This window comes from Paenibacillus validus NBRC 15382 (assembly GCF_004000985.1).
In the GTDB taxonomy this organism is placed as follows: Bacteria; Bacillota; Bacilli; order Paenibacillales; family NBRC-103111; genus Paenibacillus_G; species Paenibacillus_G validus.
In genome coordinates this window covers 115,511-142,205 of record NZ_BIMH01000006.1, presented here as the reverse complement: position 1 = coordinate 142,205, position 26,695 = coordinate 115,511, and the positions used below count along the sequence as shown (strand labels likewise).

Below are 26,695 nucleotides of genomic sequence, written 5' to 3'. Positions count from 1 at the left end.
GTGACAGCATGACTTTATTGCAAGCGAATAACGTACATAAAAGATTTCATGGAGCAGTCGCTCTGGATGGTGTCCATTTTGAGCTAAAGGCAGGCGAAGTTCACGCGCTTCTTGGCGCCAACGGCGCTGGAAAGTCTACCTTAATCAAAATCATTTCCGGATATCATGCTCCTGACAGCGGAGAGATCCTGATCAATGGAACCGGCATCCGCACGAATGATCCGGCTGCCTCTCACGCTGCCGGCATTGCCACCATCCACCAAGAGCATAATCTGGTGCCGCATATGAGCGTGATTGATAACGTCATGTTAGGACGGTGGCCCGGGCGTTATGGAGTCGTTTCTGACGAAGCATGCAGGAAGAAAGTGGAGGAAGCGGTTTCGCGCGTTGTGCCCGGTCTCGATCTGGATTTGTTAGGACATCAGCTAACACCCGCCGAAGGGCAATTAATCGAAATTGCCAGGGCTCTCTCGGAAGATGCGCGCGTCTTAATTATGGATGAACCGGCGACCTCCTTGTCGCCAAGGGAAGTGGACCGCCTGTTTCAGGTCATGCGCGAGCTCAAGAATCAGGGGATCGGCATCATCTTTGTCTCGCACTGGCTGGAAGAAATTTTTGAAATTTGCGATCGGGTCACGGTATTTAGAGACGGCCGTTATGTCGGAACGGAACAAATCAAAGAGATTAACGAAAACATCCTGGTCCGAATGATGGTCAATACAGACGTTCCTGAAGTGCCGCCCGTCAAACGAATGCCGGGCAAAGAAATATTGACGGTTAACAACTTGTCAAAGCAAGGGGTTCTGCAGAACGTTTCATTCAGCTTGCGTGAAGGCGAAATTTTAACGCTTGCCGGACTGGTGGGCGCAGGGCGTACAGAGCTCGTCCGGTGTATATTCGGCATTGATCCTTATGACTCGGGCGAGGTCATGATTAACCGCAAGCGAATTAAACGAAACTCGCCCGCTGCTGCTGTCAAGGCCGGTGTCGGTTTTGTACCGGAAGACCGCAAAGGGCAGGGTCTTGTCGGATTGCTTACGGTACGCGAGAATTTTACGCTAAGTCTTCTGGGTTTGGTCGCGCCTGCCGGTATGATTCATAAGAATCATGAAATCGATATATCGAACGAACAAAGCGCCGCCTTGAAAGTGAAAGCCGCTTCGATCGAATCGAATATTATGACGCTATCCGGAGGCAATCAACAAAAAGTGATTATTGGACGATGGCTTGCGCGCAAACCGAGCATCTTAATTTTAGATGAACCGACCAAGGGGGTCGATGTCGGGGCCAAGGCGGAAATTCACCGCTTGATCGGTGAATTGGCGGAATCCGGGGTGGCCGTCCTGCTGGTGACTTCCGAAATGCCTGAGGTGCTGCTGCTAAGCGATCGGGTATTGGTGATGCGGGAAGGGAAATTGACAGGACACTTGAAACGGTCGGAGCTTTCGCCGGAACGAATCATCAAATATGCGACGACAGAGGAGGTTACGATTTAAGATGAACATTATTCGGTCATTAGGAGATGCTCTCCGGCGGATGCAGGTGCAGGGGCTATTGTTCGCCATTCTCCTGCTGGGCATTATATTAAGCTTCGCATCCAGCTCCTTTCTTACGGGGACCAACATCATTAACATTTTATACCAATCCACCATTTTAGCCGTTGTCGCGATTGGCCAAACCTTCGTTATTCTGGTTGGCGGGATTGACCTGTCGGTAGGGTCTCTGATTGCGCTGTCTTCCGTGCTTTCAGTTGGTTTAGCAGTCAAATTGGGGCTGCCGGTTTGGCTTAGTATTCTTATTGCCTTACTCGTCGGAGTCGCTTTCGGGATATTCCACGGTTTGGCTGTAACGAAGCTGAAGATGCCTCCGCTCATTGTAACCCTGGCAAGCTTAAGCCTCGCAAGCGGTTTAGCGTATGTGTTCTCCGGAGGTAAAAATATTATCCCGGTGCCGGATATATTCGAGACGGTCGGCAATGCCCAACTATTCGGCGACAAGATTCCGGTATTTATTCCTTTTGCACTCGCGGTCGCGCTCATCAGTTATTTTGTGCTCTCGAAGACGAGCTTCGGAAGAATGATTTATGCGGTAGGCGGAAACAAAACGGCTTCCCGTCTCGCCGGTATCCCCGCTGACCGAATTATTATCATTGCCTTTGTGATTTCGGGGCTTTCCGCCGTTATCGGCGGCCTCATGATGACGGCTCGTCTGCAATCCGGCAGTCCGATTATCGGTGTGGGCATGGAGCTTACGGTAATCGCAGCAGCCGTCATCGGCGGTACGAGTTTGTTTGGCGGCCAAGGCAATGTGATCGGCACCTTATTGGGAGTCATTTTGTTGACGCTTGCTTCAAACGCCATTGTCCTGCTGGCTATCCCTCCGAATTATGACAAGGTTTTCACCGGCGTCGTGATTGCCCTGGCGGCAGCGCTTGATATATACCGGCAGCGTAAAAGCACGAGAAATATGACCCGATTGCATAAACACGCTTCCAATCGTTCCGTTCTGCCCGATAAAAAGCAAGCAACCAAGGAGCAAGGCGCTTAATGAAATGGTGCTTAAGCGATGGTCACCGGCTTATAGCATCATTATTAAGATAAAACTCTTTTGAAAGGAAGGACGTACTCATGAAAAAAACAGTAGGGAGTCTGGCGGCCATGATTCTAATGGCGACAACGGTTCTTTCCGGATGCGGTTCGGGCAGCGATCAGAAACAGCAGTCTGCGGCTGCGACATCGGCCGTGGATTCTTCGAAAGGAGAATCCGGCACTGCCGGAGAAAAATCCCCGAAGGGGAAGAAGGTTGCCTTTCCGTTAATGGGCCTAGGGTTTGAATTCATGGTCATGCTGAACGACTCGGCGAAAGAGGTTGCAGACAAATACGGGATGGATGTTAAAGTATTCGACGCGAATGTTGACGCCAACAAACAAGCGGAGCAAATGCAAAGCATTATCGCGACCCAGCCGGACGCCATTTTGTTGAGTTCCGTGGACGGCGAATTGATCGTACCTTCGATCGATGCGGCGAGGAAGAAAAACATACCGGTTTTCGGCGTGGAATCCAAAATTCTTGGCGGAGACTACTTGACTTGGGTGGGGTATGACAATTACAAAGCCGGCGTCATGGCAGCCGATTATATCGCCAAAGCGGTAGGGGACGCGAGAGGAACCGTGCTCGAACAACGCGGTCTGGTAGGTGCGACGGGGGCGGACCTCAGAAGCTCCGGCTTTAATGACCAAATGGAGAAATATCCGAATTTGAAAGTGGTCACTTTAAATAACGAATGGGTTGCCGATAAAGCATTCTCCAATACGCTTGATGCCTTCACCGCCCATAAGGACATTGTCGCTACTTTCTCAGCCAACGACGAGATGCTGCGGGGTGTCGTTTCCGCTCTTAAGAAATTAGGCAGGGATAAGAAGGTCGGAGAAAACGGACATATTGTCATGATCGGAGTCGACGGTACGCCTACGGGACTACAGCGCATTCGGGAAGGCGTTCAAGACGCTTCTTTGAATCAAGACGCGAAGGCCATGGGGTCGGAAGGCATGGAAAGGGTAGCCAAGTATTTCAGCGGTGAAACCAAGTTCGAACGCGATACGATGATTCCTCCTTCTATTATAGATAAGAACAATGTCGATGATCCTAATCTGTGGGGCAACATCATGGCTCAGAAGTCGAAGAAATAACATCCAACAAGAAATAATATTCAACCAACAGAAAGGAGCAAGAATGGAATGCGTGTCATTCAAATTGGTTTAGGCTTTTGGGGTAACGGATGGTCAGGCGTCATTGCCAATTCCCCATGGACGGAGCTTGTCGCGCTGGTTGATCTGAATGAACAGACATTGAACACGGTAGGCGACTCGGTGGGTCTCCCGCATGATCGAAGATTCACCTCGTTAGCGGAAGCTCTGAGCAATGTCGAGGCTGATGCCGCGCTTATCGTTGTCCCGCCCGAAGCCCATGAAGCTGTCGCCCTTGAAGCTCTTGAAGCAGGTCTGCATTGTATGATTGAAAAGCCGTTTGCGCCAACGCTGTCGTCCTCGAACAGGATCGTGGAAAAAGCGGAGCAAGCAGGCCGTTATATCATGGTGACGCAAAGCTTTCGTTTCAGAAGAGGCCCCCGGACGGTAAAGCGCCTTATCGAAGAGGGTGCGGTAGGGAAAATTGAGACCATTTACGGGCGTTTCCGAAAAGCCCCCCCATTTACAGGCTTCCGCACTGAAATGGAGGAACCGTTGATTGTGGATATGGCCATTCACCATTTTGATTACATTCGCGGTATTTTTGGAGTAGAACCCGATTGGGTGCGTGCGCGAAGCTATAACCCGAGCTGGACCTGGTACAAAGGCAACGCCTCCGCTTTCGTCGAGTTTGAAACAAACGACGGCACGATGATTTCGTATACGGGATCTTGGGTTTCGCGCCGTCCGCACACGACTTGGGACGGAGCCTGGGAAATTCACGGCACACACGCTTCTATTCTATGGGATGAAAATCGTGTGCTGCTTTACCCGCATGGCAATATCATTGGAGAAACCGTCTTCAAGGCGAGAACGCTTGAAATGTCCGACGATATTCTGGAAGTGACGCTCGACCCTGTTGAAGAAGAGGAGCGACTAGGCACGGTCAAGGAATTTGTTACAGCCGTCAAGGCGAATAAGCTTCCGGAAACCCACGGAAAAGACAATCTGCGCAGCTTGGGACTCGTATTAGCCGCCGTCGAATCGACAAAACGCGGTGGAGAAAAAATCGATTTTAACCAATTTTACAATACCCATATTCTTAAAGGAGGAGTTTTACAATGAAATTATCTTTTAACAGTTGGTTGTACGGATCTGCTTTCGGTTGGCTGCCATGCCGTTCGCTCGAGGATACGGTCGATACGCTTGCAGAAATGGGATATGACGGCATTGAAATCGGCGCCGCAGCCCCGCACGGTTTCCCGGCGCATACGAATTCCGCCCGCAGAAAAGAAATGCTGAAGCATGTAAAGAGTCGCGGGATGGAAGTATCGGCATTATGCCCGGCATTGGGCGGCGGTCCCGGTTATAATCCGGCTTCGCCCGATCAAGAGGAGCGCGATGCCAACTTCCAATATATTTCCGAGTGTCTTCAGCTGGCGCATGATCTTGAATGTGAGCGGGTGATTTGGCTGCCGGGTTGGAAGCGCTACAAACAACCTCGTCAGGAAGCTTGGAATTATGCGGTTGAAGCTCTTCACAAATGTGCGGAGGTTGCGCGTCCGCTAGGCGTTAAGCTGGCGATTGAACCTACTTCGGAAGTGTCGGATGTCATCGAGCATGCGGGCGATTCCCTGAAATTAATGGAAGAGGCGGGAGCTGGCGCCGATGTTGCCGGTGTTATGCTGGATACGATTCACGTCTTCTATAGAGGGGATGATGTAAGGGAACAATTTAACGAAGCGGGCGACCGTCTGATCTATGTTCATATTTCCGATGTGAACCGTGACGCGCCCGGCACACATACCGACTTCAGAGGCGCCGTCGATGAACTTGCATTGATTGGTTATGACGGATGGTTGTCCATGGAGATCGGCTTCCCCCGGCGGGATCGCAATCCTGACGGCATCACCCGGCAAGCTATCGAGTATATGCGGCCGGTCATTGAGGGAACGAAGGATCGTCTTGCCGCTTGGAGAAACTTGCCTAATCGATAAGGATCCACCATATAACCGCTTCCTCATAGGGAGCGGTTATATGCTTTCAACGAACCCATGAGGGAAGAAGGGGCAGGTTTTCCGATGAATATTTTCACGTTCAAATCCAATCAGGAATTAGACGAGGCGGGAGCTCCCGATGTCACCGTTTTACTGGACAGCGGAGCCGGAACCTGTCTTTCATCCTAAACTTCGGTCAGTGACCTGCTTCGTTCTGGATGAGAGCTGCAGGTCACGGGCCTGCGAATCTGGAAGGCATTCATTAAGGCCATTCCTTATTCGCTAAATATTTTTCTGAATTTGCCCGGAGGTATACCGGTCAATTTTTTAAACAGCAAATTAAAGTATATCCCATTAGGGTATCCTACTTTGAGAGCGATTTCACGAATGGTTAAATTGGTGTACTTCAGGAGTCGTTTCGCTTCGTCGATCCTGCATTGAATTAAATATTGGATAGGAGGGGTGCCCATTTCTTCTTTATAAATATGCGCCAAATGGTAAGGGCTTACATAAACGATTGCGGCCAGATCACTCAAGGTCAGGTCTTGATAATAGTATTCTTCGATGTATTTCTTGACTTCATGAGTGATAGAAGGGGAAATCTTCGGTTTAACCAGATAAAGCTTTCGAATCGTTACAATAAGGATGGTTCTCGTTAAAGATTCGATCATTTCGTTTGAGCCGTACGTGGGATGCTGATATTCGCTATAAATTTCGGAAAAATATCGACTGGTTGAGCTGTAGTCTTTATCCGTTGGAATGACAGGGCACTGGTCCGGGGAGGTTAAATAACCTTTGGGCATTCCTGATATTTGCACATTCGAGATGGAAATTACGATTCCTGAGATCGGTGTCTGGACGGATGAAATAATTTCATAGGAACTTAAAGTTGGAAAAATAACGATATCTCCTCTCGCAACAGTGAAAATCATTTCGCCTATCACACACTGCCCACTGCCGTCTTGTACGAAAAAAATATCGGTACTCTGTTTTTTTTCATTCAACGTTTTACTCCATGAAGGCTCCCCCTTGATCTCATACGCTGCAATAAATTTCGGGTCTTCTAGAATTTCGGGAACTCCTATCATTAGGTTTTATCCCCCTAGGTTTACCTTTTAACTATCACAATTATAGTAGAATCAAGAGTGAATTCAAGAATCATCCAGCAATACAACAATAAATTATAACTTTCGAACAATTTAGATGTATTTACCATAAATACGCCTTTTTTTGAGGCGTTTGTATAGCAGGCGACGACTAAGATCAAAATAACGGAGTACGACATCACATCCGGAGGACAGATACATGGCAGAAGCGGTAGGAACAGGAAAAGATTTTTTAACAGCAGTACGGGAAAGACGCACGATTTATGGGATTAGCCAGGAATCGCCGATTTCGGATGAGCGCATTGTTGAAATCATTCGGGAAGCGGTAAAATATACGCCGTCCGCCTTTAACTCGCAAAGCGCGAGAGTGCTTGTATTGCTGGGAGAACAGCATCATAAGTTATGGGATTTGACGAAGGAAATTTTGCGCGGTATTGTGCAAGCGGATCAATTCGCATCGACCGAACAACGCATAAACGGCTTTAGAAGCGGGCACGGCACCGTACTCTACTTCGAAGATATGACTGTGATTGAAGGGCTGCAGGCGAGCTTTCCAAGCTATTCGGAACATTTCCCCAGTTGGTCGCAGCAATCGAACGGCATGCTTCAATTTGTCATATGGACTGCGCTTGAGAACGAAGGACTGGGTGCTAGTGTACAGCACTACAATCCTCTGATCGATGAAAAAGTGAAGACGTCCTGGATCATTCCGCAATCCTGGAAGCTCATCGCCCAGATGCCATTCGGGAAACCGACGGCCCCGGCCGGAGAGAAGGAATTCAAGCCTTTGGAAGAACGGATTAAAGTATCGAAATAATTCTTGTCTTTGAGGAAGCGAAAAACAAGCCTCCGAGCCCGCTTAAATCGTGGAATTTGGAGGCTTGTTTTATTTCGTATTGACGCCGCTTGCTTGCAAAGGATATAATTTTTCTAGTTATTTTTATCGATTTAATTTGTTTATGTAACCGTTTGCTATCAATTGTTTTCATCATCAGAGTGACGAAAGAATACGATGCGGTCTGCCCCGGACAGGCCGCATGGTGCATGGCGAGGCAGCTTTACGACGTAACTACGAGTAAATCTCCCAACCCAGCTTCAGCGTGTTAATAATGTAATCGGCGGCCTCTTCCGGGTCCAGGTGGTCGGTGTTAACGCTTGAATGATTTAATGCGTATAGGTTTTGCCGGGTGTAAAATAAATTTTCAATCTCTTCCAAAGATTTGTTCTGTAAGACAGGTCGGCTGTCTACAATGAGCTGCAGCCTGTCTTTCCAGGTCTCCCAGGTAAGATCAAGGAAAAAGACGATGGACGTGGACAAGCAGATGTTTCTGATTTCTTCCTGCATAAATGCGCCTCCCCCAAGAGAAATAATTTTCAACCGGGAATTTGTGCATAAATTGGTAATATATTCCTTTTCCATTTGGCGGAATTTCGTTTCGCCGAAAGATTTGAAAATTTGCGTGATAGGCATCTTGTACTGCTGCTCAATTTCATAATCGACATCGATAAAATCTCTATACAGTTTTTTGGCGAGAAGATGACCTATGGTCGTCTTGCCCACACCCATAAAACCGATTAAGATTATATTTTTTTCCCGTAAAGGGATATCGGGGTTGTTGTACACGCTCAACACTCTCTTCTGCTTTTAAGTTTTAAAGTGCGGAAGCACGGGTTACTTTCCATTATAAAGGTGTTTTATAATAGGATCAATCGATATATGAACCAGATACTTGGGAGTTTCAGTCAAAAAAGGAGCTGTATAGCATGAGTACTTCAGATTTGGAAGCCCTTAGAAATAAGTTGGACGAAATCAACGTTCAAATTCTCGAATTGATATCCAACCGGGCTGAAATTGTCGAGAAAATAGGCATTGAAAAGCAAAAGCAAGGCATCCCCCGATTCGATCCGGTTCGCGAAAGCAGGATGCTGGAAAATTTAGTCCAGAAAAATAAAGGCCCCTTCGACGATGCAACAGTCAGGCATTTATTTAAACAAATTTTCAAAGCATCCCTGGAGCTGTTGGAAGAGGAGCATAAGAAGCATCTGCTCGTGACCCGAAAGCGAAAACACGAGGATACGGTCATTCACATTAAAGGGGTTGGAATTGGCGGACCCGACAAAGTCCTTGTAGCCGGCCCCTGCACGGTGGAAAGCTATGGTCAAATGTACGAAGTGGCGGCCTCACTTAAAGCGCAAGGCGTTACGATATTGCGGGGCGGGGCTTACAAGTCGAGAACTTCTCCTTACGATTTTCAAGGGCTCGGCAAGGAAGGTCTCGAGATTTTACATAAAGTCGGCGGGCAATTCGGGATGATTACAGTCAGCGAAATCATGGATTCGTCAGAGCTGGAGCTGGCTGGACAATATATCGATATGGTAGAAATTGGCGCGAAAAATATGCAGAACTTTTCTTTATTAAAGGCCGTTGGCGACTCGGGCATCCCGGTGCTGCTGAAAAGAGGTAATTCGGCAACGCTGGAGGAGCTTCTTCTGTCCGCGGAATATATCGTCTCCCGCGGCAATGCTCAGGTCATACTTATGGAGCGGGGCATACGAACGTATGAGAAATGGACCCGGAACACGCTGGACATTTCGGCGGTACCTATACTCAAGAAGGAAAGCCACTTGCCGGTCCTGGTTGATTTAAGTCATTCGACCGGCCGTAAAGATATTGTATTGCCGTGCGCCAAAGCCGCGCTTGCTGCCGGTGCGGATGGCCTCTTGGTCGAAGTGCATCCCGATCCGTCCATTAGCCTTTCAGACGGTCAGCAGCAATTAGACCTTAAGCAATTTGCTGAATTTTATCGGGATTTGAATGCGTTTCAACCGTTCGGATCTTAAGGAGATCGCCCATCGGCTTGCCTTCAAGGCAAGCCGATGGGCGATTTTTTGCGGAAAGCGCCGCACCGGTGCAGGTAAAATGAATGTGGGGCGTAATCAAAAAAATGGGCTGCGTGAACCGTTCGAAGAGCTGGGGCATCTAATGCTTAGACAACAAAAGGAGGCAGTTCCATGTGATAACAGAAATAGACGTCCTACTGGCCCAAAAAGGGAACAAGGAAGCATTCTCCCGGTTGGTGAAGGCTTTGGAGCTTCCTATGTATCGAGTCGCCCGATCCATTGTGCGAAGCGATGAAGACTGCGCGGATGCCATTCAGGAAACCATTTTGAAGGCCTATAAATCAATAGCCCAGCTAAAAAAACCGCATTTTTTCAAAACCTGGTTTATGAGAATCTTGATTAACGAGTGCAACCAATTCCTGCGCCAGCGCAAAAGAACGATACCGGTTGCCGTTCTGCCTGAAGAGCATGCCGAATCTGCGGAATATGGCAAGGTGGATTTGTGGGAGGCGGTAAACCGTCTGGAGGATACACTGCGGCTCATCGTGAAGCTGCATTATTTGGAGGATATGTCGGTCGGCGTCATCTCGGAGTTGTTGGAGCCCGCCCTTAGCGGTACCGGAAGTCCGGTCGATGAGCATACTTATGCAGGGGTCATCGACTTGATGCCGGCAGAGGATTTGCCCAATCACTTTAAACTGCAGATGGATATCAGCCAAATAGGAAGCACGAAAGGGCGGTGGAGCTTTTCGATACCTGTAACAAAGATGGCCTCGACCAATAAAGTGGTCCTGCCAATGATCACTAAATCGTATGGGGATATCACACTAACGGTGAAGAAGGTTCTCTTCACACCTGGCTCAACAGAGCTTGACGTAGAGGTGAAGCAACCTGCTGATGCCGGCCGGTTTATCCAGTACGATCTGTTCGACGATAAAGGCACGCAATTGCAAAGGCGCAGTGGAAGCGGCAGGGGACAAACGGACGGCCCAATATCCATATCAACCTTCTCACAGCGTTACGGGCCCGTCAGCCCATTGCCCAAAACCATTACGATCCGCCCTTTCGTTGATCTTCCATTCCAAGGACCTTTAACAGAATCGAAGGCGCCTTTAGACCAGATGCCCACAGAAGAAAAGCCGATATCGTTATCGCAGGGAGAAGCCGGTCATCTATTGATCACCCAGGTGGAACGCTTACCCGATAAAACGCTTGTTCACTATAGAACGGAAGGGCTTATTCCTCAGGAGCAGGCAAATCCATTATGGATCGAAGACAGCGGCGGGAACAAGTACCTTCAGCTGCAAAAGCCTTCCATCACCGTGGATCCGGTACATTATAGGTTTGTCAAGGAATTCCCGGCATTCACTGAAAAAGAACAGCTGACCTTCGTCACCCGTGAACTGACCCCGCCAGGATACTTGAAGGAGCTGGAAATCACGGTTCCGCTCGAACCCTAAAATCAGCAGGAGCTTGCCGGGATACGACTACTGCAGCCTAAACAGAAAAAAGACCGTGCGGGGACGGTCTTTTTTCTGTTTCCTTAACGGTTTCGAGCCGCTTGGACGAACTGACGCAGCGCCTGCTCCACGATGGAACGGGGACAAGCCAGGTTGATGCGAAGCCAGCCTTCGCCTTCCGTTCCGAACACCGAACCTTCGCTAAAGGCTACTTTGGCTTGTTTAAACATTAGGGCTTTCAGCTCGCTGACGGTTAAGCCCAAATCGCGGCAGTCGATCCACAGCAAGTAGGTGCCGTCCGGCCGCAGCGGCTTCGCTTCCGGCAAATGCTCCTTGAAATAGGCGAGCGTATAGGATAAATTCCCCTCTACATAAGCAAGCATTTCATCCAGCCAAGCTTCCCCTTCGTTATAAGCAGCTTCCACCGCGTCCTGGGCAAAATGATGGGCCATATGCAGACTGAGCGTTTTGATCCGATGATCGAACTTTCGCTTCATGGACGGGTTGGAAGCCACGATATAGGACGTTTGAAGCCCCGGCAAATTAAACGTTTTGGTCGCGGCCAAGCCGGTAAGCGTGATGTCCGCGAGCTCGGGTGACAGGGAAGCGAACGGGATGTGCTTGTGACCGGACAATGCCAAATCGCAGTGAATCTCGTCGGAAATGACGGTGACTCCATGCTTCAGGCATAAGTCGCCGAGCCGGAGCAGCTCCTCGCGCTCCCATACGCGGCCTCCCGGATTATGCGGGCTGCATAAGAGCAGCAGCTTCGCGCCCCCCTGGAACAACGATTCCAAATGATCGTAATCCATCTCGTAACGGCCGTTGCGGAGCACGAGCGGGTTTTTGGCTACGATGCGGCCGTTGCCTTGGATAACGTCATAGAACGGATAATAGACCGGCGACTGCAGGACGACCTGGCTGCCCGGCTCGCTGAACAGCTCGACCGCTAAGCTTAGCGTCGTGACGATGCTGGGGGAATCCGAGATCCATTTCGGATCGATCGACCAGCCGTGACGCCGCTCGAACCAATTTACGATGGCATCGAAGTAGCTGTTGCTCCGAATGGCATAGCCGTATACGCCCAGGGCGGCCCGTTTCTCCAAGACCGCCTGAACGGCGGGAGGGCTTAAGAAATCCATATCGGCAACCCATAGGGAAAGAACGTCGGAATCCCCGAAGAGTTTATCGTTTTGATCCCATTTGTAAGAGCGCGTATGCCGCCGATCGATACGGCGGTCAAAATCGTAAGTCACTTAAGATCACCTCAGCTTCGTATAATGATCGATTATATCATCAAATGACCGTACGTTCGAATCCGGCGTTTCGCCGCTGCTTCATACGGAGCTTGAAGAGCAGGAACTGCCGCCCGATCCGGTTTATCGTATGCAGCATGGTCTCCCATTCATGGAGTGGGGGTTTGTTGAATATAGCTGTATCATGGAGCCCGATTCGTCGATCGTGGCGGTCGAAGCTTCGAAATTCTGCGTCTGGACCTAGCGGCCAAACCTGAACCATAAAGGAGACTGCCCGATGACCGAATATACCGTAACCCCCTTTCAAAACGAACCGTTTACCGATTTCTCGCGGCCTGAAAACAAACAGGCGATGGAAGCGGCGCTTCTTAAAGTGAAAGCGGAGCTTGGGCGGGATTATCCGCTCCGGATCGGATCGGAGAAGGTAATGACGGAGCAGAAGATCGTTTCCGTTAATCCCGGGAATGTGGATCAAGTGATCGGACACGTGAGCAAGGCGACTCAAGACTTGGCGGAGAAAGCGATGAACGCGGCCTTGAACACGTTCGAAACGTGGAAAAAAACAACGGCGGTCGACCGGGCCTGTTATTTATTCCGGGCGGCGAAGCTGATGCGCGAGCGCAAGCATGAGTTTTCCGCGCTGATGGTGTACGAAGCCGGGAAAAACTGGGCCGAAGCCGATGCGGATACGGCCGAGGCGATCGATTTTATGGAATATTACGGCAGGGAGATGATCCGTCTCAGCGAGACGCATACACACCGGCCTTTAACGAAGCTCCCAGGGGAAGAAAACCGCTTGACCTACATCCCGCTTGGCGTCGGGATCGTCATTCCGCCTTGGAACTTCCCGCTGGCGATCTGCGTAGGCATTACCGCCGCCGCGGTTGTCAGCGGCAATACGGTGCTGTTGAAGCCGGCATCCGTCACGCCGGTCATCGCCCACAAGTTTGTGGAGCTGATGGAAGAGGTCGGGCTGCCGGACGGCGTCATCAACTTTATTCCCGGAAGCGGGGCGGAAGTCGGCGATTACTTGACGTCGCATCCGAAGACGCGGTTTATCAGCTTCACGGGCTCCAAGGAAATCGGACTTCGGATCAACCGATTGGCCGCCCAGACGAACGAAGGACAAATTTGGATGAAGCGCGTGATCGCGGAAATGGGCGGTAAAGACGGCATCGTCGTCGATGAAACGGCGGATCTGGAAGAAGCCGCCAAGGCCATCGTAGCTTCGGCCTTCGGATTCCAAGGGCAGAAGTGTTCGGCCGGCTCACGGGTTATTGCCGTGGCGTCGGTGTACGACCGTATCGTGCAGCTGGTCAAGGAGCAAACGGAGAAACTGACGGTCGGCTTGCCGGAGCTGAACTATCCGTTGGGACCGGTATCCGATCAACAGGCTTACGATAAAATTTTGGCGTACATTGAAATCGGAAAGACGGAAGGACGGCTGCTCGTTGGCGGAGGGAAAGCGCAAGGCAACGGGTATTACATTGAACCTACCGTTTTTACCGATGTGGACGGTAGAGCGCGCATTATGCAGGAGGAAATTTTCGGGCCGGTGCTGGCCATCGCCAAAGCTAAAGATTACAAAGAAGCGATTGCGCTGTACAACGATACGGAATTCGGCTTGACCGGGTCGTATTTCTCGCAGGATGAAGCTCGAATCGCGTATGCGCTCGAAGAGATGCATTGCGGCAATATGTATGTGAACCGGAAGTGTACCGGAGCGTTGGTCGGCGTTCACCCGTTCGGAGGCTTTAATATGTCCGGCACCGATTCGAAGGCGGGAGGGCACGATTACCTCTTGTTATATACGCAAGCGAAACTGACTTCCCGGAAGCTGTAACGGCGAAGGCGCCGGGTAAACCGGCGCAAGGCCATTCTCAGGGCGGAGATTCCGCTCTGGGAATGGCCTTGCGCGAGTTGCGGCTGGTTCATAGCTTATTCGACTTCTGTAAGTTTTCCATGCTTTTGAAGAGCTTATCGATGTCCTTTTCCAGCTTGCTCATATCGTTGAACATCTTCTTCATGTCTTTATCGTCGGCAAGCACTTTCAGGATGTGCTCCAGCTTGATCATGATCCCTCACCCCCGCTTACTAAAATTAAGGCCCGATCCGGCCGATCCAACAAGACGGTCACATGGCGGATTTCTTCTTTCTGCATGGACTTGCTCTATCGTATGCTCGCTTGCGGCGTACCGCTTAGGCTTTGCAAACGAAATGCGAAAGCAGGAATTTGGCGGAAAAATGTCGAATGTTGGATTCGGAACGCAGCCGGGATTAACCGATCCGGCCGGGCGGAACAGATAAACGCTGTCAGAGCAGGCGGCAGCGGAAACAGGCGGTGGAGCTAATGTACGTGGTCCTGATCTATGGGCTGATCGTGAATGTGATCGGGTTTATCGTCATGGGAGCCGATAAAATGAAAGCGAAGAGGAAGAGCCGGAGGGTGCCGGAAAAACGGCTGTTTCTATGGGCCTTCCTTGGCGGGGCGGCGGGCGTCTGGATCGCTATGCAGGTGTGGCGCCACAAAACGAAGCATGAATCGTTTACCGTAGGCATTCCCTTCATTTTTATTCTCAACGTGCTGTGCATGTATTTGCTTCTCAAGTGGTTGTTTTATCCGCGGCTCTAAATGGGTCGGGGAGATGCCGGCCGAAGTTCGTCCTGTTGGATCTGGCTGGAATTGGTTACAATAAGCGCAAAAGGACGACGGGATGGAGTTGAAGGATGATGCGTCTCTTTGTGCTGATGATCGGGCCGACGGCGATGATTTTGTTAGGGCTGCAAGGACTGAACAGCATGCTTTACACGTTTGCCTTATTTTACGGGTGGCTGCTGCTGATTCCGCTGGCGGACGGCCTGCTTCAGAAAAAGAGTACGTTATCCGAAAACTTGAAGCAGCTCGGATTCCGGGTCCATAAGAAGAATCTGAAATACGGGCTTATCTTGGGCATCGTCTTACTGGTTGTCATCCCGATGACGGTGGCCTTGATGCGGCCTCTTCTCTTTGATGTGACGGAACTGAAATCGCTGCTGCAGGCATGGGGCTTCTCCAGGCACGCGGTCTGGTACATCGTCATTCTGGTCGTCGTCAATCCGCTCCTGGAAGAAATCTACTGGAGATGCTACATGTACCGGAAGCTGGAAAAACAGCTGCATGCCGGATTGGCGATCGGTCTCACCTCGATTTTCTACAGCCTGTACCATTTGCTGTGGTTAGTCCCGATGTTCGAATGGCCTTGCGATGTGCTGGCCGTTCTTCTGGTGTTCATGGCCGGTCTATTATGGGGCTGGATGTATCGAAAGCAGCGGTCGCTGCTCGGAGGCTTCATCAGTCACGCTTTGGCGGACGGCGGTATCGTAGCGGTTTATTTGATCTATTTGCAGTAATATACGCACGACAAAGAAGACGGCAAATACTGGACTAAAGTCCAGTCGGCTTCCTTACCCAAGCAGGGGGACGCCAAGTTCCGGGATATGGTAAGTTGGTTGTAATGAACTTGGAGCGATAAAGGAGTGTCTACTCATGAACAAACGGACGATCATCGGAGCCGTTTTCATTCTGCTGGGAGCCAGCTTGTTTCTAAACCGCGGGGCAACGTTCGGAGCAGGCGACATTTTCGGTTATTTCTGGCCGAGCTTATTCGTCATTCCGCTAGGATTGTTTTTCCACTGGCTGTATTTCTCGATGACGGCGCCGCGGGGAGCGGGCCTCTTGATTCCCGGGGGCATTTTGTTTACGGCGGGGATCGTGTGCCAAATCTCCATGCTGTTCGATAGCTGGGGGACGATGTGGCCCGGGTTTATTTTAGCGGTTGCGATCGGGCTGTTCGAGTTTTATTGGCTCGGCGGCCGAAACAAGTGGCTGCTGATTCCGATCAACATTTTGATGGTGCTGTCGGTCCTGTTTTTTGCCGTATTCGCCGTCGGTTCTCTCCTCGGTCAATGGATGGTCAATGGACCGATCGTTGGCATCGTGTTGATCGTCGCGGGGGCTTGGACCCTGATGAAGAGAAAGAGCGGGGCGTAAGCTGGTCGGCAACCGGCGAGCGGCGCCGCTAGCAAGCAGAAAAGACCGTCCGGGATGGAAGGAATCCGGGCGGTCTTTGGCATGGCTAATCTTCGGATACGATAAACTCATCCAGGCTGCGATCCGCCTTCTCCTGATTGCAGATGTGACAGGCGCAGACGCAGTTGACGGGCGTCGTGTGGCCGCCTTTGGCACGGGGGAGCAGATGATCGATCGTATCGCCGTATTCGCCGCAGAAGTGGCAGGTGTAGTGGTCGCGCGTCAAAATGTAAAGGCGGAACATTCTATTGGTATACACGCGACGAATCGTGTGCCGGTTGACGACGACGGCTGCAAACTCCCGCACAAGCGTTACCGCCGTTTCAAGATCCGTTTCCTGCTGCCAGCGGCGGCCTTTGTCCGTGCGGCCCCGCATCCAGACGAAGCCTTCGCGGTTGACCCGCAGCACAGACACGTCCGGTCCTTTGGGCCTTGGCGGCGGGATAGGCAGCGGCCGGCTGATCCGCCGCTTCGGCGTAAGAACAAGCGCCTCCTCAGCCGCTGGCCGGGCGGCGGCCCGCTTGCGTGAGCGGGGCCGCTTTCGGGCCCTCGCTTCTTGGCCCGGCGTTTCGCCGCTTTGCGGCTTGCGTTCCATCCGGCAAGCGCGGCATGCGCCGCGGCGGGACGATTTGCCGGAACGTCTGCCGGTTCGCCGCAAAAAGTCGGTAAGCGGCTTCATTTCCTGACAGTGCGCGCATCGTTTATGAGACGGGAGCTCCGCATCTGTATACGGTTCCGTTGGCTCTTGGTTCAGCTCTTGATCCACGTGTTCACCTCGACTTGATGTTCGTTTCGACATATTGCAGCGGTCAACACTCATACATGACCGTCCCCGTATGCGTAAGATCGTACCCCTGGATCGAACGAAGCTCTTTCTTGAAAGCATCCGAACGGACAATTTCCGTGATCAGCCCGATCCATTCCTCATTGTGCGGATGTTTCAGCATGACCAGATCGTACCGCTCCTGAATAAGCGGAATGAAATCGACGCCCACCATCGACGCCGCCCGCTCGATGCCGACACCGGCGTCGGCTTCCCCGCTCGCCACTTTGCCGGCCACGCCCAGATGGTTCGACTCCTCGTCGTCGTAACCGTTCACATCACGGGAAGAGAGGGCATGCAGCCGCAGCTGCTCGTCGAGCAGCACGCGCGCTCCCGCACCCTTTTCCCGGTTCACGATCCGGATGTCGTCTCTCGCGAGATCGGCCCAACCCAAGATCTGCTTCGGATTACCGCGGCGCACATATAAACCTGCCCCCCGCACGACAAGGTTGAGGACGACGTAGGCATGGCCGGTCAGCAGCTTGCGGACATAAGGGACGTTGTACGTGCCCGTATCTCCATCCAGCAGGTGGGTGCTGACGATGTCGGCTTGGCCTTGATACATCGCGATGAGACTGTCCAGGCTTCCGACATGGGAACGCAGCGGCCGGTACGATTTCGTCCGCTTCTCGATATGCTTCGTCAAGATGTCGAGGCTCACGTCTTGTCCGGTAATGACAAGCGGCCTGACGCCCGCCGTCTCGCGGATCGTGTCCAGACGCACGGTCTCGGGCTGAGGGACGGCCGGACGCAGGTTCCCGCCCTTCGCTCTGGCCTTATATCGTTCCAAGTCGTCGGCGTCGACGCGCATTTGGCGGCCTACCCGGTACGCGGGCAATTCGCCTTTTTTGATCAGATCGTACACCGTGAGCTTGGATATTTTTAAAATTTTTGCAATGTCTTCGGTTGTATACGAAAGTTCGTGGGACAACAGCTTCACCGCCTTAAGGCTATTATACCGAAAATAAGAACATCCCTCCAGCGATGGCCGAAGGGATGTTCGCGTTGATTATAATTAAACATAACTAATTATAACTAAATATATTTAAATAGAACTTAGGTTGTGCTACAATTCGAGACATGAAAGTAAAAAGAATGGGGGCGCGAAGGGGATGACCGGGTTAATGCGAAGGATATTCATTTGTTTGATTCTGTTTGGGGTTGCGACGATGACGGGGTGTACGGCCGGGAAGCCTGCTCCTCAGGTAGAGCTGGTCGTATCGGCGGCCGCGAGCTTAACGGACAGCTTGAAGGAGGTTCAAGCCGACTTTGAGCTCCATAATCCCGACATCAAGCTGACTTTTAATTTGGGAGCGTCGGGCACGCTGCAGCAGCAAATCGAGCAGGGGGCGCCGAGCGACGTGTTTATTTCCGCCGGGAATAAGCAAATGGCAGCTCTTCTCGAGAAGGGGCTTATCGATGGCAAGTGGCAATCGAATCTGCTGACCAATGAGCTCGTCGTCGTCGTTCCGGCGGACGGCGGCGTATCGCTCGCCTCGCTCGAACAGCTGGCCGAGCCTGCAGTGAAAAAGCTTGCGGTCGGTCAACCGGAATCGGTACCGGCCGGCGCCTACGCAAAGGAAGCACTTACATATCAGAAGCTGTGGGATGCGGTTCAGGCGAAGATCGTATATGCCAAGGATGTCCGGCAAGTGCTGAGTTACGTGGAGACGGGCAACACGGAGGCCGGAATCGTTTATAAAACCGATGCGCTGGCGTCCACGAAGGCGAAGGTGGCGTTCACGATCGACCCGAAAAGCTATAGCGCGATCGAATATCCGATCGGTTTGGTGAAAGCGTCGAAGCATCCGGAGGAAGCGAAGCGGCTGTACACGTATTTGCAGTCTGAAGCGGCTTCGTCTGTCTTCGTCAAATACGGCTTCCGCCTGCCGGGACGATAACGATGAGCAGGATGAATGGGGCTGCCTTCCTTGAGCCGGTGGCCTTGTCGCTGAAGGTTTCGCTAATCGCCAGCGCCGTCGTTTTCGTCGCGGCCGCTTGGGTCGCATGGCGCATGAGTCTGGCGAAATTCCGGGGCAGGACGATCGTGGAGACGTTCATCATGCTGCCGCTGGTGCTCCCCCCGACCGTCGTAGGGTTCGTACTGCTCGTCGTGTTCGGTCGGCAGAGTCCGGTCGGTCGGCTGTTCGAGAACGTCTTCGGACAGTCCATCGTGTTCAGCTGGGGAGCGGCCGTCATCGCCGCCGTCGTCGTCGCCTTCCCGCTCGTGTACCAGACGTTGAAGGTCGGTTTTCAGTCGGCCGACGCCGATCTGCAGGATGCCGCCCGTTCGATGGGGGCGAGCGAGCGGCAGGTGCTGCGGTTTATTACGCTTCCTTTAGCGTGGCGTTCGCTCGTGTCCGGTTATGTGCTCGGCTTTGCGCGCGGGCTCGGGGAGTTCGGCGCGACGCTCATGCTGGCGGGCAATATCCCGGGCCGCACGCAAACCGTACCGACCGCCATTTACTTCGCGGTCGATGCCGGCAACCTGGGCTTGGCCTGGCTCTGGTGTTTCGCCATGATCGCGATCAGCTTTGCGATGCTGTACGCGGCGGGCAGGCCGGGTTTCAGCCGACGTTAATGGCGGCCCGCCGGGCAAGCCTTTAATGGCTTCAGCGCGGCGTCGGCATGTGCCCGAAGCGCATCTGGAGAACCTCCTTTTCGATATAGATTGGGATAGGATCCGGATAGGGCGGATACAGGCCGCTGCCGCCGATTTGACGGTTGCTAGAGCGGCTTAAGCCCGGTATAATCGCTAGAGACAGATGTAGTTTCGAGCGCAGCCGCAACCGAGAGCCGCCCCGCTTGCCGCACGTATCGAATACGATTCGCTGCTGACCGGGTCCGGCCAAAGGGGAACAGTCCGCGTTCTCCCGCGGGCACGCTGGAGCCGTCGGCCGGCCATCAAGTCAGGCCGCAGCTGCTCTCGACTACGACCTCATACATCGTCGTGTCCGGCGGCGGAACGTTCCGCTGCAGCGCCTGCGATTGCGCGCTTGAAGCCGGGATAATAGCCTCGTCACTTGGGGAAGAGCTGGTCCGGTACGCCGCAGATGAGGCGACGATCGCTTCCGGATTCGACTGACGGTTCATTAGCTCACAAGGAGGGATCATCGTGACGTTCGGCGCGCGTATGCTGAAAACCGGGATTGCAGTAACCGTTTCCTTATACATCAGTTCGTTTTTGCACATCTCTTCGCCGGTTATTGCCGCGGTGGCAGCCATTTTTGCGATGCAGCCGACGATTTATCGTTCCTGGCGCCACTTTCTTGAGCAGCTGCAGACGAATACGCTGGGCGCGGTGCTCGCGCTTGGGGCAGGTATGTATTTATCGAAAGACCCGTTCGCAATCGGGCTTATGTGCGTGCTGGTCATCATGATTTGCTTAAAGCTGAAAATGGAGGAGACCGTCGGGCTGACGCTTGTCACGGTCATTGCGGTCATGGAAGCATCCGGCCAATGGCAGTTTGCGTTGAACCGCTTTTTGCAAATATTGATCGGGATCGGAACGGCATCGCTGATCAACATTTTCTTCATTCCCCCGAATCCTCGGGAACAGTTCGTGGCGCAGATCGAAAGCGTGTTCGCGAAGCTTTCGCTGCTGCTCCGGACGGCCGTGTCCGACGAGCTGAAGGAGAGCGTGTTTCGCGACGAGAAGCGGAAGCTGGAGGACGCGCTCGGCGGAATCGAGGCCAAATTCAAGCTGCTCGAAGAGGAGTACAAGAAGCTGAAGGGCGCCAAATTCAGCAAAATCCGCGATCTCGTCGTGTACCAGCAGATGCATGCGACGCTGCGCAAGGGGCTTGATGTGCTCGAGGCAGTGGAGCAGCATTATTTTCAGGCCGACCGGAGCGAGGAGATTGATAAGGCCTTCGACCGGCATCTGGAGAAGCTCATTAAGTTTCACGAGCATGTGCTGCTGAAATTTGATGAAAAGCTGAAGGAAACCGAGCCGCCGGAAATCGAGCGCGTGGAAGCCGACAGCAACCGGTTTATGCGCGAAATGATGGCGGAGAACCGGGAGCGCCCGGACGAGGATTTGCGCTTGGCGATCGTGGCTACGTCGCTCTTCGATTACGGCTACCAGATCGGCAGGCTCGACAAGCTGGTGGAACAATACCACCGGGGCTCGTAACAGTGAAGGGGCAAGAGGAAAGTTCCCGGATTTCTCTCTTGGCGGATTTATTCTAAACTGGTGCATTCCCGCAGATAAGCGCCCATAATGATCTGTATGTATCACGAATCGATGTTATCGTGACGGATCATTTAATCGGGAGGTCCTTTTCTTTGACTGTTTTCTTATCGATCGATCAATTATCCAAACGCCGGCACGAAGCCCCCGACCGTTATTTGTTTCAAGGGATTACCGCAGAGGTCCATCGCGGTCAGCGGGTAGCCTTGCTCGGCGTGTCCGGGCAAGGCAAAACGACGCTGCTGCGTATCATCGCCCGGCTGGACGCCATGGACGAAGGCGGTCTATCGCTGCACGGTCAGCCAGCCGACAATTGGAAGCCGCAGGAATGGAGAGCTAAGGTGAGCTACGTTGCGCAGCAGGCCGTGATGTTGACCGGAAGCGTCGAGGACAACCTGCGGACGGTCAGCCGCTTGCATGGCACCCCGTTTGACCGGGAGCTTGCCCGCACGTGCATGGAGGCATTAGGCCTCGGAGCTCTCGCCTGGAGCAAGCCGGCGTCCGAGCTGTCCGGCGGAGAGAAGCAGCGCACTGCCCTGGTTCGTACGCTGCTTGCCCGTCCCGACGTGCTGCTGCTGGACGAAGTGACGGCATCCCTGGATCCCGGCAGCAAACGCGCCGTCGAACAGTGGCTGAACGCGTGGTCGGAGCGGGAGGGCACCGCCTGCGTCTGGATCACGCACGATTTGGAGCAAGCGAAGCAAGTCAGCGATCGCGTCTGGTTTATGGCCGATGGACAGCTGCTGGAACAGGGCGATACGGCGGCGTTCTTCCGGCAACCGGAAACGGAACCGGCTCGTCGTTTCATCGAGTGGCCTGCGGCCGGAAAGGATGAAGCGAATGTCTAACGCCGCGCTTGCCTGCACCTTGATCTTCGTGGCGGTGACAATGGTTCTATCCATTCGCCAGAAGCTCGGATTGGAGAAAGAAATTGCGATCGGCACGATTCGTTCCGCCGTTCAACTGCTTGCCATCGGTTATGTGCTGCACTTCGTATTCGATTCGCGGCATCCCGCGCTCATCGTGCTGCTCGTGCTGATGATGATCGGCGTAGCCTCATGGAATGCCGGCGGACGGGCCAAACGGCTGAAGGGCTTACGCCTTCGGATCGCGGCGGCGATCGGCTGCACTGAAGCGGTTACGATCGGATTGCTGCTCGTGCTGCGCATGATTGAACCGACTGCCCAATACATAATCCCGATCAGCGGCATCACGATCGGCACCGCGATGATCGTATCGGGCTTGTTCTTGAGTCAAATGAAGCGCGAGATGGAGACGTCGCGCGGTGAGATGGAGACGCTGCTCGCCTTGGGAGCTACGGCCCGGCAGGCGGTTCAAGGCTCGCTGAAGCGTGCGGTTCGCGCCAGCATGATTCCGACGGTGGACGGGATGAAAACCGTCGGACTGGTACAGCTCCCGGGGATGATGACCGGCATGATCGTAGCCGGGGCGGACCCGATCGAAGCGGTGCGCTACCAGGTGCTGATCATGTTCATTCTGGCTTCTTCGGCCGCATTGACAGCGATGCTGCTCAGCCTGATCAGCTATAAGTTATGGTTTACCGCCGACTCCCGGCTTAGGGTCACGGAGGATGCGAATCGTTAAATATCGAAAGTCAGCTGCACCGGACGTTGTTCGGTGTTTTTTGCGTTGTCAGGGCTCGGACTAGTATGCTGACCCGACAGCGGTTTATAGGCCGTTAGCCCGTTCGATTGCAGCAGGCGGTCCAGCCGTTCCATAACCTGCTCGCGGTATGGCTTCGGCGCCGACGGCGAGCCTGCATACAGCTGCGCATACCGGCTTACTAGCGGAGCGTAATGCAGGCGAAGCGAATGAAAAAACCATGATTTCACCGCGGCGGTGTTCAAGCGGAGGACGGAGCCCATTACGAAGGTGGCGCCGCTTTGCGCGATGCGCCCGACGAGCGGCTCCAATTGCTCGGCCCCGTCCGTGATCCAAGGCAGCATCGGCGCCAGAAACACGCCGGCGTCCACGCCATGCTCCCGCAAGCGGCGCACCGTGTCCAGTCGCGGTTCGGGCGCGGGCGACATCGGCTCGAAGCTGCGCCATACCGATTTGTCCAGCGTGTTCACGCTTACGTTCACGGTGCAGCCGGGAATTTTCCGCAGCAGGTCCACATCCCGTAAAACAAGGGGGGAACGGGTTGTAATGCTGGCCGGAATATGATAGGCGGCCAACACTTCAAGGCATTGGCGCGTAAGCTGCTCGTTCTTCTCGAGCGGCTGATAAGGATCGGTGGCGGTCCCGATCGCCACTTTGCCGATGCGGCTTCGTCCGTTCTTCTGGCGAAGCATGCGTTCCAGCTGCGATTCCAGCGCCGCGGCCGCATTTTGCTTGAACAAGATATGGCGTTGGAAGGTATCGTCCGTATCCAATCCCAGGAATGTATGAGTTGACCTGGCATAACAAAAACTACAACCGTGCTGGCATCCGCGGTACGGGTTAATCGACCAGTCGAACGGCATCGAGGGACTTTTGACGGGATTCAAAACCTGCTTCGCGTTTATCGGCTCATAGTTCGCTCTCATATCGTACACCTCGAAAGGAAGGATTGACAAGAACATATGTTCTTATTTTTATCATATCGCAGCTTTACTTCCTTTGCAACAAGAACTGCAAAACGGTAAGGAGGATGGCAGAATGGCCAGAAGAAGAAGCAGAAGAACCGTTGTGCCCGGGGCCGGTTACGCCCTGGACCAATTCAAGGCCGAAGTGATGCGCAGGGAGGGATACAGCACGAATTCCGCGCAACCGGACAACGTCAAGTACGAGGTGGCCCGATCTCTCGGCATACCGCTCCAACCGAACGGCAACGGCCATTTGTCTACGGAGCAGGCCGGGCAAATCGGCGGGCAAATCGGGGGCGCGATGGTGCGCGAGATGATCCGGATGGCGCAGGAGCGGCTGGCAGGAAAATAAACGGTTTAGCGCCGCGATGATCAAGAAGCACACCTCCCGGGCGGGAAGGTGTGCTTTGGTGCGAAACACCTGTTCGTTACAATTACGCAGGGCACGAGCAGCTTGCATTTACGACCGCTTACTGCTGCGAATGCCGGGCATCGTATTCGTCCGAATATTCGGCAAGCGACTTGATCTTACCGTGGGGATGCGGGGACTGCTTGCGGATTTTCCACTCGTTTTCCTGGCGGCGTTTGGAATGGCTCATCTTCTTTCACGTCCCTTCTCGGATATAGAAGCAAGGTGCTGCCTTTTTAGGATGGCGGGAGGGCCGGTCCTTTATTCTTCATAAACTCCGCAAACGTTGTTGTAATCTATGCTTTGATCCGTTAAAGTGAAGATTCAGGGGGTAGAAGGAGCAACGGGGACGGAGGCTGGAAAGTGAGAACGTTTTTTTGGACAGGATGCTTATCGTATTTGCTCATCGGCTTGGCGCATGTCATTATCGGCGCTTTAATGCCCGAGCTGCTTGCCCATTACGGGAAAGATTACAGCGCGGGGGGACAACTCGTCGCCCTGCAATTTTTCGGATTTTTAATCGGCGTGTTAGCCGGTCCGTGGTTTAGTCAGAAGCTGGGCAAGCGGGGCGCTCTGCTGGTTAGCCTGTTCTGCATGGCCTTGGGCGAAATGGTCTTCTTTACGCTGCCCCCATGGGGAATCGTACTCGCCATCGCTCCGCTCGCCGGCTTCGGATTCGGCATGGTGGAGACGATCATCGGCGCCGTCGTGATCGGGCACTTCGAAGAATCGCGCAAGACGGTCGCCATGGCCCGCATCGAAGTGTTCTTCGGCGTCGGCGCCCTGGTCATGCCTCTGCTGGTGTCGTTGTTCATCGCCGCAGGCTGGTGGCGGGGGTCATTTCTCGCCTTAAGCCTGCTGTCGCTGCTCGTCTTCGTGTTATGGGCCGTGCTGCCGCTCGGGCGAATGTCTGCTGTGATGGCGAAATCGGCGTCGAACGCCGTGCAGGCAGGCGCCGTGCCTTCGTTCAAAGGTCTTCCCGGCGGTTTGATCGGGCTGTTGACTTTGTTTATCGTCATCTTTGCTTTATATGTCGGCGCGGAGATGAGCGTCGCGAATTTCCTGCCGTCCATTATGATTGAAAATGTCGGTGTGAAGCCGGAGATCGGCGCGCTTTCCGTCACCTGCTTCTGGGGAGCGATGGCGGTCGGACGGCTGTTCGCCGCCCAATTGGCCGGCCGCTGGGGAAAAGCCCGTTACCTGCTGGTCAGCTGCGCCAGCGGGGCCGCCGTCTTAAGCTTATTCGCCATGGCCGATACGGTGTTCTCGAGCTATGCGCTGGTGCTGCTGCTGGGGCTGTTGATGTCGGGCATGTTTGCGGTTGCGCTCGTGTACGCGAATGGATTTTTCCCGGGCATGGAAGAACGGATAACCAGCATACTGATCGCCTCCGGCGGCGTGGGCGGGGCGCTCATCCCGCTGCTGACCGGGTGGTGTATGGACCAACTGTCCGTATCGGTTGCGTTATGGGTGCTCGTGACGCTCTATGTGCTGCTGCTGGCCCTGGTGTACGGCGCATCCCGGATGCGGTTCCGTGCGAAGGCGGCGAACGTTTCGAGTCCCCGCGTGTAAGCGGCCGGGACTTGAATTTTACCCGTGTAACGGAATGGACACAGCGAAATACCCTTTCAACCGGAGCCGCAGGTTGAAAGGGTTTCTTGTTGTTGACACCATAAGGGAAGCGGGTGTAAGCTGCGGCCGAAGCTGTCCGTCGAGACGGCGGCGAAGAACTTCGCAGACACAGCGGCACGCAGTTCGACGCCCAGGTCTCCGAAGCGCTGCAGAACGTGCTTGTCCGCACCGGGAAGCTTCTGTCCGCGGAGCACGCACCGTCCGGCTCGCGCGTCGCAGCGTTACCCCAATAACCAGGAAAGCCCGGATTCGCGCATCTGCGCGTACTCCGGGCTTTTTATTGTGCGGTTTTGCCGACCGGCGAGCGCAGAACAAGAACGGCCGAACGAAATCGGGCGCCAACGTTCCGCTATCCTATGAATCCTTGCGGTCGAGATGTAAATCTTGCAGCGTATATTGATGGTTCCAAAGAAATTCCATATCGTATTCCGTCGTATCGCGCAGAATGAATTCAAGCAGCATCATCGCAAACGCGAGCGTAATGGAGGCGAACAACATGAGCCACATCAAAAATTCGATAAGCTGGGCCATTGCAAGCAGCTCCTTCCCTTTCCCGGATGCTATCATTCTATGAACGCATCACACAAAAGATGATAAGGAAGGACGCTAAATTTAAGCGCTTTATCGAGCGGTTTC

Annotated in this window: 30 protein-coding genes; 19 read left to right on the top strand and 11 right to left on the bottom strand. The window is 53.4% G+C overall.

Annotated elements, in window-relative coordinates; genetic code table 11:
* Positions 1-8 precede the first annotated feature (8 nt).
* The 5 genes from PVA01S_RS06900 to PVA01S_RS06880 all read left to right on the top strand — a co-directional run bounded on the left by PVA01S_RS06900 (position 9) and on the right by PVA01S_RS06880 (position 5,683).
* Positions 9-1,496 (top strand): sugar ABC transporter ATP-binding protein, encoded by a 1,488-nt coding sequence (locus tag PVA01S_RS06900; RefSeq protein WP_127606257.1) that lies wholly within the window; start codon positions 9-11, stop codon positions 1,494-1,496.
* A 1-nt stretch (position 1,497) separates the two neighbouring features.
* Positions 1,498-2,547, top strand: a complete 1,050-nt coding sequence (locus tag PVA01S_RS06895) for an ABC transporter permease (protein WP_164751757.1) — start codon at positions 1,498-1,500, stop codon at positions 2,545-2,547.
* 80 nt (positions 2,548-2,627) lie between these two features.
* A complete protein-coding gene (locus PVA01S_RS06890) occupies positions 2,628-3,689 on the top strand; it encodes a sugar ABC transporter substrate-binding protein (protein ID WP_127606253.1) in 1,062 nt (353 codons plus the stop codon).
* 48 nt (positions 3,690-3,737) lie between these two features.
* A complete protein-coding gene (locus PVA01S_RS06885; RefSeq protein WP_127606251.1) occupies positions 3,738-4,811 on the top strand; it encodes a Gfo/Idh/MocA family protein in 1,074 nt (357 codons plus the stop codon).
* Positions 4,808-5,683, top strand: coding sequence for a sugar phosphate isomerase/epimerase family protein (locus PVA01S_RS06880; RefSeq protein WP_054796603.1), 876 nt, complete (start codon positions 4,808-4,810; stop codon positions 5,681-5,683). Before PVA01S_RS06885 ends, PVA01S_RS06880 begins: the two co-directional genes overlap by 4 nt.
* Before the next feature lie 275 nt (positions 5,684-5,958).
* Here the strand turns inward: PVA01S_RS06880 and PVA01S_RS06875 are convergent, their stop codons facing one another.
* Positions 5,959-6,771, bottom strand: coding sequence for an AraC family transcriptional regulator (locus PVA01S_RS06875; protein WP_127606249.1), 813 nt, complete (start codon positions 6,769-6,771; stop codon positions 5,959-5,961).
* 217 nt (positions 6,772-6,988) lie between these two features.
* Between PVA01S_RS06875 and PVA01S_RS06870 the strand changes: the two genes are divergently transcribed.
* Positions 6,989-7,606: a nitroreductase family protein gene (locus PVA01S_RS06870; protein ID WP_127606247.1), complete on the top strand. Its 618-nt coding sequence runs from the start codon at positions 6,989-6,991 to the stop codon at positions 7,604-7,606.
* 252 nt (positions 7,607-7,858) lie between these two features.
* On the opposite strand, the gene PVA01S_RS06865 is transcribed toward PVA01S_RS06870, so the two are convergent.
* A complete protein-coding gene (locus PVA01S_RS06865) occupies positions 7,859-8,356 on the bottom strand; it encodes a shikimate kinase (protein ID WP_127606337.1) in 498 nt (165 codons plus the stop codon).
* Positions 8,357-8,553: 197 nt separating this feature from the next.
* Here PVA01S_RS06865 and PVA01S_RS06860 point away from each other — a divergent pair, with 197 nt between their 5' ends.
* On the top strand, positions 8,554-9,630 hold the full coding sequence (locus PVA01S_RS06860) for a bifunctional 3-deoxy-7-phosphoheptulonate synthase/chorismate mutase (protein ID WP_054797682.1): 1,077 nt from the start codon (positions 8,554-8,556) through the stop codon (positions 9,628-9,630).
* Positions 9,631-9,803: 173 nt separating this feature from the next.
* Positions 9,804-11,090 carry a sigma-70 family RNA polymerase sigma factor gene (locus PVA01S_RS06855; protein ID WP_127606245.1) on the top strand — a complete coding sequence of 429 codons (1,287 nt, stop codon included), beginning with the start codon at positions 9,804-9,806 and terminating at the stop codon, positions 11,088-11,090.
* Positions 11,091-11,173: 83 nt separating this feature from the next.
* Here PVA01S_RS06855 and PVA01S_RS06850 read toward each other — a convergent pair whose 3' ends face one another.
* Positions 11,174-12,346 (bottom strand): MalY/PatB family protein, encoded by a 1,173-nt coding sequence (locus tag PVA01S_RS06850; protein WP_054797685.1) that lies wholly within the window; start codon positions 12,344-12,346, stop codon positions 11,174-11,176.
* Positions 12,347-12,623: 277 nt separating this feature from the next.
* Between PVA01S_RS06850 and pruA the strand changes: the two genes are divergently transcribed.
* Positions 12,624-14,189 (top strand): L-glutamate gamma-semialdehyde dehydrogenase, encoded by a 1,566-nt coding sequence (gene pruA, locus PVA01S_RS06845; protein ID WP_127606243.1) that lies wholly within the window; start codon positions 12,624-12,626, stop codon positions 14,187-14,189.
* A gap of 88 nt (positions 14,190-14,277) precedes the next feature.
* On the opposite strand, the gene PVA01S_RS26510 is transcribed toward pruA, so the two are convergent.
* Positions 14,278-14,421: a hypothetical protein gene (locus PVA01S_RS26510; RefSeq protein WP_164751756.1), complete on the bottom strand. Its 144-nt coding sequence runs from the start codon at positions 14,419-14,421 to the stop codon at positions 14,278-14,280.
* A 275-nt stretch (positions 14,422-14,696) separates the two neighbouring features.
* Between PVA01S_RS26510 and PVA01S_RS06840 the strand changes: the two genes are divergently transcribed.
* From PVA01S_RS06840 to PVA01S_RS06830, 3 genes are all read left to right on the top strand, one after another.
* The gene (locus PVA01S_RS06840; protein WP_054797686.1) at positions 14,697-14,978 is read left to right on the top strand and encodes a DUF1294 domain-containing protein; all 282 of its coding nucleotides are present in this window, start codon (positions 14,697-14,699) and stop codon (positions 14,976-14,978) included.
* 95 nt (positions 14,979-15,073) lie between these two features.
* Entirely contained in the window at positions 15,074-15,736 is a 663-nt protein-coding gene (locus PVA01S_RS06835; RefSeq protein ID WP_127606241.1) for a CPBP family intramembrane glutamic endopeptidase, read from the top strand.
* Between the two features lie 136 nt (positions 15,737-15,872).
* Positions 15,873-16,376, top strand: a complete 504-nt coding sequence (locus PVA01S_RS06830; protein WP_127606239.1) for a hypothetical protein — start codon at positions 15,873-15,875, stop codon at positions 16,374-16,376.
* Between the two features lie 85 nt (positions 16,377-16,461).
* On the opposite strand, the gene PVA01S_RS06825 is transcribed toward PVA01S_RS06830, so the two are convergent.
* Both PVA01S_RS06825 and PVA01S_RS06820 read right to left on the bottom strand, forming a co-directional pair.
* The gene (locus PVA01S_RS06825) at positions 16,462-17,181 is read right to left on the bottom strand and encodes an HNH endonuclease (protein ID WP_244932920.1); all 720 of its coding nucleotides are present in this window, start codon (positions 17,179-17,181) and stop codon (positions 16,462-16,464) included.
* A gap of 43 nt (positions 17,182-17,224) precedes the next feature.
* Entirely contained in the window at positions 17,225-18,169 is a 945-nt protein-coding gene (locus PVA01S_RS06820; protein WP_127606237.1) for a helix-turn-helix transcriptional regulator, read from the bottom strand.
* Positions 18,170-18,350: 181 nt separating this feature from the next.
* Between PVA01S_RS06820 and modA the strand changes: the two genes are divergently transcribed.
* Complete coding sequence (modA, locus tag PVA01S_RS06815) at positions 18,351-19,139, top strand: molybdate ABC transporter substrate-binding protein (protein ID WP_412761014.1); 789 nt, start codon at positions 18,351-18,353, stop codon at positions 19,137-19,139.
* Between the two features lie 2 nt (positions 19,140-19,141).
* Positions 19,142-19,819 carry a molybdate ABC transporter permease subunit gene (gene modB / locus PVA01S_RS06810; protein ID WP_372813360.1) on the top strand — a complete coding sequence of 226 codons (678 nt, stop codon included), beginning with the start codon at positions 19,142-19,144 and terminating at the stop codon, positions 19,817-19,819.
* A 323-nt stretch (positions 19,820-20,142) separates the two neighbouring features.
* Here the strand turns inward: modB and PVA01S_RS06805 are convergent, their stop codons facing one another.
* A complete protein-coding gene (locus PVA01S_RS06805) occupies positions 20,143-20,331 on the bottom strand; it encodes a hypothetical protein (protein ID WP_127606235.1) in 189 nt (62 codons plus the stop codon).
* Positions 20,332-20,353: 22 nt separating this feature from the next.
* Here PVA01S_RS06805 and PVA01S_RS06800 point away from each other — a divergent pair, with 22 nt between their 5' ends.
* From PVA01S_RS06800 to PVA01S_RS06790, 3 genes are all read left to right on the top strand, one after another.
* Positions 20,354-21,373, top strand: coding sequence for an FUSC family protein (locus PVA01S_RS06800; protein ID WP_127606233.1), 1,020 nt, complete (start codon positions 20,354-20,356; stop codon positions 21,371-21,373).
* A 152-nt stretch (positions 21,374-21,525) separates the two neighbouring features.
* Positions 21,526-22,278 carry an ABC transporter ATP-binding protein gene (locus tag PVA01S_RS06795; protein WP_127606231.1) on the top strand — a complete coding sequence of 251 codons (753 nt, stop codon included), beginning with the start codon at positions 21,526-21,528 and terminating at the stop codon, positions 22,276-22,278.
* Complete coding sequence (locus tag PVA01S_RS06790; protein WP_127606229.1) at positions 22,271-23,035, top strand: ABC transporter permease; 765 nt, start codon at positions 22,271-22,273, stop codon at positions 23,033-23,035. The genes PVA01S_RS06795 and PVA01S_RS06790 overlap by 8 nt, the downstream gene beginning before the upstream one ends.
* On the opposite strand, the gene PVA01S_RS06785 is transcribed toward PVA01S_RS06790, so the two are convergent.
* Positions 23,032-23,979, bottom strand: coding sequence for an SPL family radical SAM protein (locus PVA01S_RS06785; protein ID WP_127606227.1), 948 nt, complete (start codon positions 23,977-23,979; stop codon positions 23,032-23,034). The genes PVA01S_RS06790 and PVA01S_RS06785 overlap by 4 nt on opposite strands.
* A 112-nt stretch (positions 23,980-24,091) precedes the next feature.
* Between PVA01S_RS06785 and PVA01S_RS06780 the strand changes: the two genes are divergently transcribed.
* Positions 24,092-24,370, top strand: a complete 279-nt coding sequence (locus PVA01S_RS06780) for a small, acid-soluble spore protein, alpha/beta type (protein WP_127606225.1) — start codon at positions 24,092-24,094, stop codon at positions 24,368-24,370.
* 118 nt (positions 24,371-24,488) lie between these two features.
* Here PVA01S_RS06780 and PVA01S_RS27170 read toward each other — a convergent pair whose 3' ends face one another.
* Positions 24,489-24,617 (bottom strand): DUF6254 family protein, encoded by a 129-nt coding sequence (locus PVA01S_RS27170; RefSeq protein WP_219996633.1) that lies wholly within the window; start codon positions 24,615-24,617, stop codon positions 24,489-24,491.
* A gap of 173 nt (positions 24,618-24,790) precedes the next feature.
* Between PVA01S_RS27170 and PVA01S_RS06775 the strand changes: the two genes are divergently transcribed.
* Positions 24,791-25,999, top strand: coding sequence for an MFS transporter (locus tag PVA01S_RS06775; protein ID WP_127606223.1), 1,209 nt, complete (start codon positions 24,791-24,793; stop codon positions 25,997-25,999).
* Positions 26,000-26,055: 56 nt separating this feature from the next.
* On the opposite strand, the gene PVA01S_RS06770 is transcribed toward PVA01S_RS06775, so the two are convergent.
* Together PVA01S_RS06770 and PVA01S_RS26505 are read right to left on the bottom strand one after the other, a co-directional pair.
* Positions 26,056-26,253, bottom strand: a complete 198-nt coding sequence (locus PVA01S_RS06770) for a hypothetical protein (protein ID WP_127606221.1) — start codon at positions 26,251-26,253, stop codon at positions 26,056-26,058.
* A gap of 160 nt (positions 26,254-26,413) precedes the next feature.
* Entirely contained in the window at positions 26,414-26,590 is a 177-nt protein-coding gene (locus tag PVA01S_RS26505; protein ID WP_164751755.1) for a hypothetical protein, read from the bottom strand.
* Positions 26,591-26,695: the final 105 nt, after the last annotated feature.

Coding starts and splice junctions, on each gene's coding strand:
- PVA01S_RS06875 (WP_127606249.1), bottom strand. CDS start 6,771: ATGATAGGAGTTCCCGAAATTCTAGAAGACCCGAAATTTATTGCAGCG.
- PVA01S_RS06860 (WP_054797682.1), top strand. CDS start 8,554: ATGAGTACTTCAGATTTGGAAGCCCTTAGAAATAAGTTGGACGAAATC.
- PVA01S_RS06830 (WP_127606239.1), top strand. CDS start 15,873: ATGAACAAACGGACGATCATCGGAGCCGTTTTCATTCTGCTGGGAGCC.
- PVA01S_RS06785 (WP_127606227.1), bottom strand. CDS start 23,979: ATGAGAGCGAACTATGAGCCGATAAACGCGAAGCAGGTTTTGAATCCC.
- PVA01S_RS06885 (WP_127606251.1), top strand. CDS start 3,738: ATGCGTGTCATTCAAATTGGTTTAGGCTTTTGGGGTAACGGATGGTCA.
- modB (WP_372813360.1), top strand. CDS start 19,142: ATGAGCAGGATGAATGGGGCTGCCTTCCTTGAGCCGGTGGCCTTGTCG.
- modA (WP_412761014.1), top strand. CDS start 18,351: ATGACCGGGTTAATGCGAAGGATATTCATTTGTTTGATTCTGTTTGGG.
- PVA01S_RS26510 (WP_164751756.1), bottom strand. CDS start 14,421: ATGATCAAGCTGGAGCACATCCTGAAAGTGCTTGCCGACGATAAAGAC.
- PVA01S_RS06840 (WP_054797686.1), top strand. CDS start 14,697: ATGTACGTGGTCCTGATCTATGGGCTGATCGTGAATGTGATCGGGTTT.
- PVA01S_RS06865 (WP_127606337.1), bottom strand. CDS start 8,356: ATGGGTGTGGGCAAGACGACCATAGGTCATCTTCTCGCCAAAAAACTG.
- PVA01S_RS06890 (WP_127606253.1), top strand. CDS start 2,628: ATGAAAAAAACAGTAGGGAGTCTGGCGGCCATGATTCTAATGGCGACA.
- PVA01S_RS06900 (WP_127606257.1), top strand. CDS start 9: ATGACTTTATTGCAAGCGAATAACGTACATAAAAGATTTCATGGAGCA.
- PVA01S_RS06790 (WP_127606229.1), top strand. CDS start 22,271: ATGTCTAACGCCGCGCTTGCCTGCACCTTGATCTTCGTGGCGGTGACA.
- PVA01S_RS27170 (WP_219996633.1), bottom strand. CDS start 24,617: ATGAGCCATTCCAAACGCCGCCAGGAAAACGAGTGGAAAATCCGCAAG.
- PVA01S_RS26505 (WP_164751755.1), bottom strand. CDS start 26,590: ATGGCCCAGCTTATCGAATTTTTGATGTGGCTCATGTTGTTCGCCTCC.
- PVA01S_RS06835 (WP_127606241.1), top strand. CDS start 15,074: ATGATGCGTCTCTTTGTGCTGATGATCGGGCCGACGGCGATGATTTTG.
- PVA01S_RS06805 (WP_127606235.1), bottom strand. CDS start 20,331: ATGAACCGTCAGTCGAATCCGGAAGCGATCGTCGCCTCATCTGCGGCG.
- PVA01S_RS06780 (WP_127606225.1), top strand. CDS start 24,092: ATGGCCAGAAGAAGAAGCAGAAGAACCGTTGTGCCCGGGGCCGGTTAC.
- pruA (WP_127606243.1), top strand. CDS start 12,624: ATGACCGAATATACCGTAACCCCCTTTCAAAACGAACCGTTTACCGAT.
- PVA01S_RS06880 (WP_054796603.1), top strand. CDS start 4,808: ATGAAATTATCTTTTAACAGTTGGTTGTACGGATCTGCTTTCGGTTGG.
- PVA01S_RS06895 (WP_164751757.1), top strand. CDS start 1,498: ATGAACATTATTCGGTCATTAGGAGATGCTCTCCGGCGGATGCAGGTG.
- PVA01S_RS06870 (WP_127606247.1), top strand. CDS start 6,989: ATGGCAGAAGCGGTAGGAACAGGAAAAGATTTTTTAACAGCAGTACGG.